The organism is Streptomyces sp. NPDC001594 (assembly GCF_042893675.1).
Lineage (GTDB): Bacteria > Actinomycetota > Actinomycetes > Streptomycetales > Streptomycetaceae > Streptomyces.
Genome location: NZ_JBIAVB010000007.1, coordinates 65661 through 77459, shown reverse-complemented (window position 1 = coordinate 77459; position 11799 = coordinate 65661). Strand labels below are relative to the sequence as shown.

Genomic DNA, 11799 nt, shown 5'->3' with positions numbered 1-11799 from the left:
GAGTTTCGGCCAGGGGCCGTGCGTGCAGGCTCTGGCGGTCCGATCGTCGTACGTACCTCGGCTCAGGGGGCGCGCAATGGCACATGTGCTGGTGATCGGCGGCGGGGTCGCGGGACTCGCGACGGCCCTGCTCGCGGCCCGCCGGGGACACACCGCCGAGGTCTTCGAACGCGACCCCCGGGCCCCCGCCGCCACCCCCGCCCGGGGCTCCCTCGAACGGGACTTCTTCGACCGGGACTTCTTCGGCTGGCAGCGGCCCGGCGTCCCCCAGGCGACCCAGCCGCACGTCCTGCTCGGCGCCGCCCGCGCCGTGCTCCGGGCCGAGCTGCCCGACGTGTACGCCGCCATGCTCCGGCTCGGCGCCCGCGAGCGGCACGAACTCGACTGGTTCGACACGAGACCCCCCGAGCTCCCCGGCGACGAGGACCTGGTGCTGGTCCAGACCCGCCGCATCGTCCTGGAGAGCGCCCTGGCCACCGCCCTGCGCGCGCAGCCGGGCGCGGTGGTGCGCCACGGGGAGCCGGTCATGGGGCTCACCGCGACCGTGGGCCCGCAGCCCCGGATCACCGGCGTGACCACCCCCGGCGGCGGGTACCGGGGCGATCTGGTGGTGGACGCGGCGGGCCGGCGCGGCGGTTCCGCGTCCCTGCTGGCCACGGCCGGCTGCCGCCCGGGCACGGTCGAGCGGCACCGGACCGGCCTCGCCTACTTCTGCCGCTGGTACCGGCTGCCCGACGGCGTGGACGAGGGGCCGCGCCGCCCCTGGACGGTGACCGGCGGGGCCTTCGCGGGCTGCGCCGTCTTCCCGTCCGACAACCGGGTCTTCGCCGTGACCGTGTTCGCGCACACCGGCGACCCCACCCGGGGCGCCCTGCGCGACCCGGCCGTCTTCGAGGCCGCCGCCCGGGCCTTCCCGCCCGGCGCGGCCTGGCTGGGGCTGGGCGCCGAGCCGCTGTCGGGGGTACTGGCCACGGCGGGGCTGGACAACCGGTGGAGCCCCCTGGCCGACGGGCGCGGCCCGGTCGTGAGCGGGATGGTCCCCGTCGGGGACGCCCTCACCCACACCAACCCGACCCTGGGCCAGGGGACCTCGCTCGCGCTGTGGGCGGCCGACCGGGTGACCCGCACCGCCCACCGCGACCCCGGATCCCCCGGCTTCGCCGCCGGCTACCACGGCTGGGCGCTGCGCACGCTGAAGCCCTGGTTCGACTTCCAGGCGGGCGCGGACGCCGCCGTCGGGCAGCGGTTGGCGGCCGGGGCGGGGGCCCTCGTGCCGGGCGGCGGCGCGGGGAGCCTTCGGCCGGGCCTCGCCGGGCGGGCGCGGGAGGCGGCCGCGCTGTTCGAGTGCGCGCTGGAGGACCCGGAGGTGATGCGGGCCCGGGCCAGGGTCCGACACCTGGCCGAACCGCCCGCACGGGCCTACGCGGACCCCGCCGTCCGGGCCCGGGTGGCGCGCTGGCTGGCGCGGCGCCCCGGCTGGACGCCGAACGCCGTGGGCCCGGACCGCGCCTGGTGGGAGCACCTCACCGCCCCCGCCACCCCACCCCCTCAGCCGGCCCCGCCCACCACCCCGGCCAGGTCGTAGCCCGGTCCGGCCGTCGACGCCCTCGGGCAGGATGTCGGCGTGCCCGGCGTGCCGGACGGTCTCGCCGGGGACATGGACCAGGACGGCGAACAGGTTCGGGTTCGGACAGGGCTCCGACCACCAGGGCACGTGACCGGGGGCGTCGAGTGCGAGCTCGTCGAGCGTCGCGTCCGAGTGTTCCCAGGTGCGCCGGTAGAACCCGATCATGTGGCACGAGCCTGCCACGGGCAGCTCATGGCTTCAAGATCCCGTGCACGGTCCGCGACTGCGAGGAGTTCAGGAGCCCAGCACCTCGGCCAGGTCGTAGCCGACGACCTCCTCCAGCTGCTCGTACGTGCAGCTCTCCGCGGTGCGGTCCGGGCGCCAGCGGACGAACTGCGCGGTGTGGCGGAAGCGGTCGCCCTCCATGTGGTCGTACCTCACCTCGCAGACCCGTTCGGGACGCAGCGGGACCCAGGACAGGTCCTTCTTCCCCGTCCAGCGGCTCTGCGCGCCGGGCAGCCGGGCGTTCTCGTGGGCGGCCTCCTCGGTCCAGGAGGCCCACGGGTGCCCCGTGGCGTCCGGCATGCGCAGCGGTTCGAGCTCCTCGACGAGTTCGGCGCGGCGCTTCATGGGGAAGGCGGCGCAGACGCCCACGTGCTGGAGCGCGCCGTGGGCGTCGTACAGGCCCAGGAGCAGCGATCCGATGATCGGACCGCTCTTGTGGAAACGGAAGCCCGCGAGGACGACGTCGGCCGTACGCTCGTGCTTGATCTTGAACATCAGGCGGGCGTCGGGCCGGTAGGGCAGATCGAGGGGTTTCGCGACGACCCCGTCCAGCCCGGCGCCTTCGAACCGCTCGAACCACTCCCGCGCGAGCGCGGGGTCGGTGGTCGCGGGCGCGAGATGCACGGGGGGCCGGGCTGTGGACAGGACGTGGACCAGGGCGCTGCGGCGGTCGGCGAGCGGGGTGTCGAGGAGGGACTCGTCGCCGAGGGCGAGCAGGTCGAAGGCGACGAAGCTGGCCGGGGTGGCCCGGGCGAGCAGCTTCACCCGGGAGGCGGCCGGGTGGATCCGCTCGGTCAGCCGGTCGAAGTCCAGCCGCCCGCCGTGGACGATCACGATCTCCCCGTCCACCACGCAGCGGTCCGGCAGGTTCTCCTTCAGCGCCGCCACCAGCTCCGGGAAGTACCGGTTCAGGCTCTTGCCGGTGCGGCTGCCGACCTCCATCTCGTCCCCGTCGCGGTGGACGATCGCCCGGAAGCCGTCCCATTTGGCCTCGTACTGCATGCCGGGCGGGATCTTCGCCACGGATTTGGCGAGCATCGGCTTCACGGGCGGCATCACCGGCAGGTCCATACCGCCGATTCTGCGGTGGTACGTCCGGGCCCGCTCGGTGTGCGCGTCCGCCCGTGCCCGCCTACCGTGGCGCCCATGGGTGCTGGCGCGGGCGGTGCGATCGAACTCGACGCGGGCGGCCGGGCGGTACGCCTGTCCAGCCCGGACAAGGTGTACTTCCCGGAGCGCGGGTTCACGAAGCGGGACGTCGCCGAGTACTACCTGGCCGTCGCCCCCGGGATCGTCCGCGCCCTGCGCGACCGCCCCACCACCCTGGAGCGCTACCCCGAAGGGGTGGAGGGCGAGTCCTTCTTCCAGAAGCGGGCCCCCAAGAACCTGCCCGACTGGATCCCGACCGCCCACATCGCCTTCCCCAGCGGGCGCACGGCGGACGAGATCTGCCCCACCGAGCCGGCCGCCGTCCTGTGGGCCGCCAACCTGGGCTGCCTCACCTTCCACCCCTGGCCGGTGCGGCGCGGGGACACCGACCGGCCGGACGAGCTGCGCATCGACCTGGACCCGCAGCCGGGCACCGACTACCACCACGCGGTGGCCGCGGCACACGAACTGCGCGCCCTCCTGGACGAGGTGGGGCTGCGCGGCTGGCCCAAGACCTCCGGCGGACGCGGGCTGCACGTCTTCGTACCGATCGAGCCGCGCTGGACCTTCACGGAGGTCCGACGGTGCGCGATCACCCTGGGCCGGGAACTGGAGCGGCGGATGCCGGGGAAGGTCACGACGGCCTGGTGGAAGGAGGAGCGCGGCGAGCGGATCTTCGTCGACTACAACCAGACCGCCCGCGACCGGACCATCGCCTCGGCGTACTCCGTCCGCCCCCGCCCGCACGCCCCGGTCTCGGCGCCCCTGCGCTGGGAGGAGGTGGACGACGCGGAACCGCGCGACTTCGACATCGCGACGATGCCGGCCCGCTTCGCCGAACTGGGCGACCTGCACGCCGACATGGACGAACACGCCTTCAGCCTGGACCCCGTCCTGGAACTCGCGGCCCGCGACGAACGCGACCACGGCCTGGGCGACATGCCGTACCCGCCGGACTACCCGAAGATGCCGGGCGAACCCAAACGCGTCCAGCCGAGCCGCGCGAAACACCAGGACCCGCACGAGTAAGCCGCCATAGGGTGCACCCATGCCGGCCCCCGCCCCCACCGATCCGGCGGTCAGTCGGACGTGAGGTGGCGGTAGAGGGTTTCGTGGCCCTCGGGGGAGGGGTGGATGCCGTCCGTGAGGAGGTCGGGGCGGCTGTGGAGGGGGGCCCACAGGTCGATGTGGTCGACATGGTGCTCCGTGCACCAGGCGCGCAGGGTCTCGCGCAGGGTCAGCGCGCGGGCCTCGGTGAAGCGCAGCCCCTCGTAGTCGGCCGTGCGGGACTCGTCCAGCCAGAGGGGGCCGAGGACGACCAGGCGGGCCCCCCGGTCCCGGGCCGTGGCCGCCAGGGAGGCGAGGCTGTCTGTCAGGCGGCCCGCCAGTCCGTCGGGGGTCTCGTGCGGGGCGGAGGCGGGGACGGCCGAGTCGTTGATGCCGGCGGCGATCAGCAGGGTGTCCGGGCGGCGGGCGGCGAGGAGGGCCGGGGTCTGCTCGGCGACCTCTGCCAGGGTGCTGCCCGGCACGGCCAGGTTGAAGACCCGGTGGTCCCGCTCGTTCACGGCGATGTGCCGCGCCGCCAGCCGGGCCGCCCAGCCGCCCCGCGGGTCGCAGCGCCCGTACGCGATGCTGTCGCCCGCGATCACGATCCGGGCCGCCGGGCGCAGCGGATCCGCGTCCAGGTAGGCCCAGGCGCTCTCTCCGGAGGCCAGCAGCACCCGCCGGCGGACGTAGTCGTCCACCTCGTAGGCGTCGGCGGCGGCCAGCTCCGCGTCGGTCAGGCGCAGGACGACGCCCTCGACCACGGAGCCCAGCCGGCACTCCAGGGTCAGGTGGACGTCCAGGCCGCTGGCCGCGATCACGTCCGGGTCGGTGATCTTCAAGGGTCGGGTGGCGTAGCCGGCGAGCGCGGCCGGCGCGGCGGGCACGGTCCGGCCGAAGAGGGCCGTCTGGACGTGCGCCTCCTTGAGCGTGCCGAAGGAGAACAGGGCGTGGGGGCGTGACTCGGTCACCGTGAGGACCGGGGCCTTTCTTCAGACGATGATCATCACTTCACCCTATCGGCCCCCTCGGGCGGTGTTGATCGGGCGTTGATCGGATGTACATCGGCCCCGTCCAGGATCGCCGCATGTCGATGAACACCACCACCACCGCCGCCCCCGCCTGGTACGACCTCGCCCTGTGCGCCCAGACGGGCCCGAGCTTCTTCTTCCCGGACCCGGGCTCCTCCGTCCAGGACGCGAAGCGGCTGTGCGGGGAGTGCGAGGGCAGGGCGGCGTGCCTGGAGTACGCCCTCGCCAACGACGAGCGCTTCGGCGTCTGGGGCGGCCTCTCGGAGACCGAGCGGCAGGCCCTGCGCCCGCGCGGCTGAACCGCCCGGCGGGCCTCAGCCCTTGCGGGCGGCCAGGCGCGCGGCGCGCGCGGCCAGGCGCTCGTCGAACTTGCGGGCCTCGGTGTCCAGGCCGTTCATGAACAGCCCGAGCTCCTCCTGGGCCTTCTGCCCCTCCGGACCCAGCCCGTCGATGTCCATGATCTTGAGGAAGCGGATCACGGGGCTCAGCACGTCGTCGTGGTGGATCCGCAGGTTGTAGACCCCGCCGATCGCCATCTGCGCGGCCATCCGCTCGAAGCCGGGCATACCGTGTCCGGGCATCCGGAAGTTGACGACCACGTCGCGCACGGCCTGCATCGTCAGGTCGGGGGCGATCTCGAAGGCCGCGCCCAGCAGGTTCCGGTAGAAGATCATGTGCAGGTTCTCGTCCTGCGCGATGCGGGCCAGCATCCGGTCGCAGACCGGGTCGCCGGACTGGTGGCCGGTGTTGCGGTGCGAGATGCGGGTCGCCAGCTCCTGGAAGGCCACGTACGCCACCGAGTGCAGCATCGAGTGGCTGTTGTCCGACTCGAAGCCCTCCGACATGTGCTGCATCCGGAACGCTTCCAGCTTGTCCGGGTCCACGGCGCGCGAGGCCAGCAGGTAGTCGCGCATCACGATGCCGTGGCGCCCCTCCTCGGCCGTCCAGCGGTGCACCCAGGTGCCCCAGGCGCCGTTGCGGCCGAAGAGCGTCGCGATCTCGTGGTGGTAGCTGGGCAGGTTGTCCTCGGTCAGCAGGTTCACCACCAGCGCGATCTTGCCGATGTCGGTGACCTTCGACTGCTGCGGGTCCCAGGCCTCGCCGTCCTCGAAGAAGCCCGGGAAGTTCCGGCCGTCGCTCCACGGCACGTACTCGTGGGGCATCCAGTCCTTGGTGACCTTCAGATGGCGGTTGAGCTCCTTCTCGACCACCTCTTCCAGCGCGTACAGCAGCTTGGCGTCGGTCCACGCCTCCGAGCTGCCGAGGTGGGGAGAGGTGATCGTCACGGGTGCTCCTGGGGACAAAGCGAAATACCTACGGTTCCGTAGCCTACGGTCTCGTAGGTTAAGCGCGACATCAGGGCGAGCCAAGCCCCAGCCGTGGTTGTGTCCGGCTACATCCCGTTATCTACGCAGTTCGAGGGTGTGGCAGGGGCTTGCTGAAGGGTGAGAATCACGCCAGAAGGTGGCCGGCCCCTCCGGCCTTGACGGTCGGAGGGGCCGGAACGGGGGCCGTGGCGGCCCGGTGGATCAGTCCTGCCAGAGCGAGGCGCGGACCTCTTCGGCGGTGGTCGCCCGCAGCCCCCGCTCGCCGTCGAGCAGCAGCCACCGGGTGATCCCGACCGACTCCAGGAACGGCACGTCGTGGCTGGCCACGATCAGCGCCCCCTCGTACGACTCCAGCGACTCCCCGAGCCGGCGCACGCTCGCCAGGTCCAGGCTGTTCGTCGGCTCGTCCAGCATCAGCAGCTGCGGAGCCGGCTCCGCCAGCAGCAGCGCGGCCAGCGCCGCCCGGAACCGCTCGCCGCCCGAAAGGGTGCCGGCCGCGCGGTCCGCCCGGCCGCCCCGGAACAGGAAGTGCGCGAGCCGCGCCCGGATCAGGTTGTTGGAGGCGTGCGGGGCGAATCGCGCCACGTTCTCCGCCACCGAGCGCTCGTCGTCCAGCACGTCCAGCCGCTGCGGCAGGAACCGCGCCGGAACGTGCGCCACCGCCTCACCCGACACGGGAGCCAGCTGCCCGGCGATGGTCCGCAGCAGCGTCGTCTTGCCGGAGCCGTTCGCGCCGACCAGCGCGATCCGCTCCGGACCGCGCAGCTCCCACTCGCCTTCCACGCCCGCCCCGTGGGCCGGCCGCAGAGCGGTCAGGGTCAGCACCCGCCGGCCCGGGGGGACCTGCGTGGCGGGCAGCTCGATGCGGATCGCGTCGTCGTCGCGCACCGCCTCCACCGCCTGGTCCAGCCGTTCGCGGGCGTCCGCCAGCTTCTCGGCGTGCATCGTGTGGTGCTTGCCCGCCGACTCCTGGGCGGCGCGCTTGCGCCCGTTCATCACGATCTTCGGTTCGCGCTTGGTGTCGTACATCTTCTGCCCGTAGCGCTTGCGGCGGGCCAGTTTCATCTGGGCGTCGGCCAGTTCGCGCTTCTGCCGCTGGACGTCGGCCTCGGCGACCCGGACCATCCGCTCGGCCGACTCCTGCTCGGCGGCGAGCATCTGCTCGTACTCGCCGAAGTTCCCGCCGTACCAGCGGACTTCGCCGTCGCGCAGGTCGGCGATCTGGTCGACCCGCTCCAGCAGCTCCCGGTCGTGACTGACCAGCACCATCACCCCCGACCAGGACTCGACGGCCGCGTACAGGCGGCGCCGGGCCCGCAGGTCCAGGTTGTTGGTGGGCTCGTCCAGCAGCAGGACGTCCGGCCGGGCCAGCAGCAGGGCCGCCAGCCGCAGCAGGACGCACTCGCCGCCGGAGAGTTCGCCGACGGTGCGGTCCAGGCCGATGCCGGCGAGCCCGAGCTGGTCGAGCACGGCCAGGGCCCGTTCCTCCACGTCCCAGTCGTCGCCGACGGCGGCGAAGTTGGCCTCGGTGGCCTCACCCGCCTCGATGGCGTGCAGGGCCGTGCGGGCCGCGCGGATACCGAGTGCCTCGTCGACGCGGAGGGCGGTGTCGAGGGTGGCGTCCTGCGGGAGGTAGCCGAGGGTGCCGGCCACGGACACCTGACCCCCGGACGGGGTCAGGGCGCCGGCGACGAGCTTCAACAGGGTGGACTTGCCACAGCCGTTGAGCCCGATCAGGCCGGTGCGGCCGGGGCCGACGGTCCATTGGAACCCGTCGAAGACGGGGGTTCCGTCGGGCCAGTCGAAGGAGAGGGCGGAGCAGGTGACGAAGGTGGGGGTATGACTCATGGAGGCCTCCAGGTTGCGTGAGTGGTGCGTGCAACGCGGGGAGACAGCCGACTGTCACAAGAGGTGTGGTCGTGGTGGTCGGTGTCTCGGACCTCAGAAGAGCAATGTCCTACTCCGTTTCGGCGGCAATGTGGCACGGACGAAATTACGGGCGGCCGGAGCCGCCCGCAACCGAATAACGCCGCCTTGGCAGGCTCAGCAGGAGCCGCGCATCAGCTCGTCCAGGCTGTGGTCCATGTCCAGGTAGCGGTGCTCCAGCCCCGGCGGGACGAGCTCGCGGGAGCGCTCCAGGAATCTCTGGATCTCGGCCGTGCTCATCAGCACGATCGCCACCCCCTCCGGAGCGTGGAACTCGACGGTCGTGCGGTCCCCGTCGTACGGGCGCACGCGCACGTCGCCGCAGCCGGCCGGGTGCTGGATCCCGGACATCAGCAGCTCCCGCGCGAAGGTCCACGAGACCTCGACGCCCTCCAGCGTGGCGAGCGCGGGGAAGGCCATGCGGACGGCGAAGGGATCCGAGCGGTCGTAGCAGAGGGTGACGGGGACGGTCTCGACCTTCGGGGCGGTGGCGACCAGTCGTGCCTGTACGGCCTGCTCGATGACAGTGATCAAGGCTCGCTCCCTTGCAGCGGATCTGCTGCCGGGCTGTGGGGTGGAACCCGGCAACCGGATAGACGCCGGAATCGGCAAATCCGTGCAGGGCGGATGACGTGAGCTGCATCACCGATTGGCCGGATCCCGCCCGTGTGATCGCACAGAGTGATCGGGAGGGGGGTGTGGGGAAAGGGGTCTCACTCCTTTCCGCAGGCTCCCGAGTGATCGCAATAAGGCTGGTTACCGCTCACTCCACAGGCGCAAAGCACCGCTCTGGTCTCCGTCCGCACCGCTCCCGTGGCGGTGGTCACGCTGAGTTGTCCCCGCAGGAACAGTTGGCCGAGAGGCGACCGTACGACGCTGGTCGGCCGGTCCCCCTCCTCCGCCGGGCCGGCGGACAGCCGGTACTGCAGCGCCCCGGACGGACAGCGCCGGACCACCTCGGCGACCCGCTCCGGCGCGGCCCCGTCCGGCTGGATCCAGGGACGCAGGCCGGTGTCGAACACCTCGGGCAGCCCGCCGACGCACCGGGCGGCGTGCAGGCAGCGGCCCGCGTCGTAGGTGACGGTGATCCCCGCGCCCGCGTACGCCTTCGGCCGCGCGGGCCCTGCCGGCTCGTCCGGCTGGTCTGTCTCGATGGAAGCCATGGGCCCACGCTGGGAACGCGCGGCCCGGAACGCACCCTGGACGGCGAAATACGGGTGCGTTAGCTTCCCGCGCCATGAGACTTCTGGCAGTTGGCATGTGCGCGGCGGTCCTGTCGGCGGCGGTGACGGCCGGGCCCGCCCGGGCGGACGCCGGAGCGGGGCCCGGAGCCGAGGACCTCTCCGCCGCCGGGCTCCAGGGCGTCGGCTGGGCCCTCAAGGACACCGGGGCGGCGGCCGTGAACGGGGTCCGCTTCCGCGGGCTGGCCGCCGTCGACCGGCGCACGGCCTGGGTGGCCGGCACCCGGGGCACGGTCCTGCGCACCAGCGACGGCGGCCGCACCTGGCAGGACGTGTCGCCGCCCGGGGCGGTCGCGGACGGGCTGGAACTGCGCGACATCGAGGCCTTCGACGCGCGGCGGGCGGTGGCCCTGTCCATCGGGGAGGGCGTCGCCTCCAGGATCCTGCGCACCGAGGACGGCGGAGCGACCTGGACCGAGGCCTTCCGCAACCCCGACCCGCGGGCCTTCTACGACTGCCTGACCTTCTTCGACTCCCGGCACGGGCTGGCGGTGAGCGACCCGGTGGACGGGAAGTTCCGCATCCTGGCCACCGACGACGGCGGGCGCGGCTGGCGGGTACTGCCGGACACTGGCATGCCGGCGGCCCTCCCGGGCGAGGCCGGTTTCGCCGCGAGCGGGCAGTGCCTGGTGGCCTCCGGGCCGCACGACGTCCGGCTGGCCACCGGGGGCGGGGCGGCCGCGCGGGTGCTGCACTCCGCGGACCGGGGGCTGACGTGGCGGGTCGCCGACTCCACCGTCCCCGGCGGGGATCCGGCGCGCGGCGTCTTCGCCCTGGCCTTCCGCGACCGTTCGACGGGCCTCGCGGTCGGCGGCGACTACCGCACGGGCCAGGCCTCGCCCCAGGCCGCGGCCCGCTCCACGGACGGCGGCCGCAGCTGGACCCGGGCGGCCACGCCACCGGCCGCGTACCGGTCCGGCGCGGCCTGGTACCCGTACGGGCGCACGGTGGCCCTGGCGGTGGGGCCGACGGGCACGGACGTCACGGCGGACGCGGGGCGGAACTGGCGGCCGCTGGACGGGGGCTCGTTCGACACGGTCGCCTGCGCGGCGGACGGGGGCTGCTGGGCGGCGGGGGAGAAGGGCCGGGTGGGTCGCCTGGAACGGCTCCGCTGACGCGGCCCGCCGCGCGGTGCGAAGCTCCCCGCCCCGCGCGGCGGGAGCGCTACGAGGGGAGGGACTCGCGGACCGAGGAGAGGTCCGCGGAGGTCTTCGTGGCGATGAACTCCGTGATCCGGTACTCGCACACCCCGGCCACCACGAACGGATCCCCGGCCGCGATCGTCTCGATCTCCGCCCGCGACACCCCGCCGGCCAGGATGACCCCGCCCTGCCGCGGGACCTGGCGCCCCGAGGCGAGGAACACGCCGGACGCGTAGTACCCGTCCAGCCACGCGACGTGCGCGTCCAGCTCCTCTTCGACGGCTTCGATGGGCGCGATGTAGGTGAGCTCCATGACGAACATGATCGTCAGGCTACCCTCGCACTCCATGACACGTGTGAAGACCCCCGCCGACGAAGCCGAGGCCCGGGCGATACAGGACGAACTGCGCGAGGGCCTGGTGCTCGACGAGCCCGGCCCGGAACCCGGCCGCGGGCTGGTCGCCGGGGTCGACGTGGCCTACGACGACGACCGCGACCTCGTCGCGGCCGCCGCCGTCGTCCTCGACGCCGCCACCCTGGAGGTCGTCGCCGAGTCCACCGCCGTCGGGCAGGTCAGCTTCCCCTACGTGCCCGGCCTGCTGGCCTTCCGCGAACTGCCCACCGTCCTCGCGGCCCTCGACGCGCTCCCCATCATCCCCGGCCTCGTCGTCTGCGACGGCTACGGCCTGGCCCATCCCCGCCGCTTCGGCCTCGCCTGCCACCTCGGGGTGGTGACGGGCCTGCCCAGCATCGGCGTCGCCAAGAACCCCTTCACCTTCACCCACGAGGAGCCCGGCGCCCCGCGCGGCGCGACCTCGCCGCTGCTCGCCGCCGACGGCGCGGTCGTCGGGCGGGCGCTGCGCACCCAGGACGGGGTCAAGCCGGTGTACGTGTCCGTCGGCCACCGCGTCTCCCTGGACAACGCCTGCGCCCACGTCCTCGCCCTGAGCCCCCGTTACCGGATCCCCGAGACCACCCGGCACGCCGACTCCCTGTGTCGGCGGGCCCTGCGCGAGGCCATCGGACGAACCGTCATCTGATCTCATTGATCACCGACGGACGGTGTGCGAAGCTGCCGCCCCCAAG

General features: G+C 73.4%; 12 protein-coding genes and 1 pseudogene. 5 read left to right on the top strand and 8 right to left on the bottom strand.

What is annotated here, in order from left to right:
* Positions 1 to 76: 76 nt before the first annotated feature.
* Positions 77 to 1585: an FAD-dependent oxidoreductase gene (locus tag ACFY0O_RS16160; protein ID WP_388947330.1), complete on the top strand. Its 1509-nt coding sequence runs from the start codon at positions 77 to 79 to the stop codon at positions 1583 to 1585.
* Here ACFY0O_RS16160 and ACFY0O_RS16155 read toward each other — a convergent pair.
* A pseudogene (locus ACFY0O_RS16155) lies at positions 1577 to 1792 on the bottom strand (DUF664 domain-containing protein); the annotation flags it as partial. The gene ACFY0O_RS16160 and the pseudogene ACFY0O_RS16155 sit on opposite strands and share 9 nt — an antisense overlap.
* A gap of 69 nt (positions 1793 to 1861) precedes the next feature.
* Positions 1862 to 2923 (bottom strand): ATP-dependent DNA ligase, encoded by a 1062-nt coding sequence (locus ACFY0O_RS16150; RefSeq protein ID WP_388947329.1) that lies wholly within the window; start codon positions 2921 to 2923, stop codon positions 1862 to 1864.
* A gap of 75 nt (positions 2924 to 2998) precedes the next feature.
* Here ACFY0O_RS16150 and ligD point away from each other — a divergent pair, with 75 nt between their 5' ends.
* Positions 2999 to 4030, top strand: coding sequence for a non-homologous end-joining DNA ligase (gene ligD, locus ACFY0O_RS16145; protein ID WP_388947328.1), 1032 nt, complete (start codon positions 2999 to 3001; stop codon positions 4028 to 4030).
* A gap of 50 nt (positions 4031 to 4080) precedes the next feature.
* Here the strand turns inward: ligD and ACFY0O_RS16140 are convergent, their stop codons facing one another.
* On the bottom strand, positions 4081 to 5016 hold the full coding sequence (locus ACFY0O_RS16140) for a GDSL-type esterase/lipase family protein (protein WP_388947327.1): 936 nt from the start codon (positions 5014 to 5016) through the stop codon (positions 4081 to 4083).
* 116 nt (positions 5017 to 5132) lie between these two features.
* On the opposite strand from ACFY0O_RS16140, the gene ACFY0O_RS16135 reads away from it, so the two are divergent.
* Complete coding sequence (locus ACFY0O_RS16135) at positions 5133 to 5375, top strand: WhiB family transcriptional regulator (protein ID WP_388947326.1); 243 nt, start codon at positions 5133 to 5135, stop codon at positions 5373 to 5375.
* Between the two features lie 15 nt (positions 5376 to 5390).
* On the opposite strand, the gene ACFY0O_RS16130 is transcribed toward ACFY0O_RS16135, so the two are convergent.
* The 4 genes from ACFY0O_RS16130 to ACFY0O_RS16115 form a co-directional block, all read right to left on the bottom strand.
* On the bottom strand, positions 5391 to 6362 hold the full coding sequence (locus ACFY0O_RS16130; RefSeq protein ID WP_358897022.1) for an acyl-ACP desaturase: 972 nt from the start codon (positions 6360 to 6362) through the stop codon (positions 5391 to 5393).
* Positions 6363 to 6605: 243 nt separating this feature from the next.
* Positions 6606 to 8252, bottom strand: a complete 1647-nt coding sequence (locus ACFY0O_RS16125; RefSeq protein WP_388947325.1) for an ABC-F family ATP-binding cassette domain-containing protein — start codon at positions 8250 to 8252, stop codon at positions 6606 to 6608.
* Between the two features lie 195 nt (positions 8253 to 8447).
* Entirely contained in the window at positions 8448 to 8864 is a 417-nt protein-coding gene (locus ACFY0O_RS16120) for an SsgA family sporulation/cell division regulator (RefSeq protein WP_388947324.1), read from the bottom strand.
* 179 nt (positions 8865 to 9043) lie between these two features.
* A complete protein-coding gene (locus ACFY0O_RS16115) occupies positions 9044 to 9493 on the bottom strand; it encodes a (4Fe-4S)-binding protein (protein ID WP_388947323.1) in 450 nt (149 codons plus the stop codon).
* 74 nt (positions 9494 to 9567) lie between these two features.
* Between ACFY0O_RS16115 and ACFY0O_RS16110 the strand changes: the two genes are divergently transcribed.
* Entirely contained in the window at positions 9568 to 10686 is a 1119-nt protein-coding gene (locus ACFY0O_RS16110) for a WD40/YVTN/BNR-like repeat-containing protein (RefSeq protein WP_388947322.1), read from the top strand.
* 49 nt (positions 10687 to 10735) lie between these two features.
* On the opposite strand, the gene ACFY0O_RS16105 is transcribed toward ACFY0O_RS16110, so the two are convergent.
* Positions 10736 to 11035: a YciI family protein gene (locus tag ACFY0O_RS16105; protein WP_388947321.1), complete on the bottom strand. Its 300-nt coding sequence runs from the start codon at positions 11033 to 11035 to the stop codon at positions 10736 to 10738.
* Positions 11036 to 11060: 25 nt separating this feature from the next.
* On the opposite strand from ACFY0O_RS16105, the gene ACFY0O_RS16100 reads away from it, so the two are divergent.
* Entirely contained in the window at positions 11061 to 11753 is a 693-nt protein-coding gene (locus ACFY0O_RS16100; protein WP_388947320.1) for an endonuclease V, read from the top strand.
* Positions 11754 to 11799: the final 46 nt, after the last annotated feature.

Bases quoted from the DNA above. Each gene is read 5' to 3' on its own strand.
- ACFY0O_RS16160 (WP_388947330.1), top strand. From the start codon at position 77: ATGGCACATGTGCTGGTGATCGGCGGCGGGGTCGCGGGACTCGCGACG.
- ACFY0O_RS16150 (WP_388947329.1), bottom strand. From the start codon at position 2,923: ATGGACCTGCCGGTGATGCCGCCCGTGAAGCCGATGCTCGCCAAATCC.
- ACFY0O_RS16100 (WP_388947320.1), top strand. From the start codon at position 11,061: ATGACACGTGTGAAGACCCCCGCCGACGAAGCCGAGGCCCGGGCGATA.
- ACFY0O_RS16110 (WP_388947322.1), top strand. From the start codon at position 9,568: ATGAGACTTCTGGCAGTTGGCATGTGCGCGGCGGTCCTGTCGGCGGCG.
- ACFY0O_RS16125 (WP_388947325.1), bottom strand. From the start codon at position 8,252: ATGAGTCATACCCCCACCTTCGTCACCTGCTCCGCCCTCTCCTTCGAC.
- ACFY0O_RS16135 (WP_388947326.1), top strand. From the start codon at position 5,133: ATGTCGATGAACACCACCACCACCGCCGCCCCCGCCTGGTACGACCTC.
- ligD (WP_388947328.1), top strand. From the start codon at position 2,999: ATGGGTGCTGGCGCGGGCGGTGCGATCGAACTCGACGCGGGCGGCCGG.
- ACFY0O_RS16115 (WP_388947323.1), bottom strand. From the start codon at position 9,493: ATGGCTTCCATCGAGACAGACCAGCCGGACGAGCCGGCAGGGCCCGCG.
- ACFY0O_RS16105 (WP_388947321.1), bottom strand. From the start codon at position 11,035: ATGTTCGTCATGGAGCTCACCTACATCGCGCCCATCGAAGCCGTCGAA.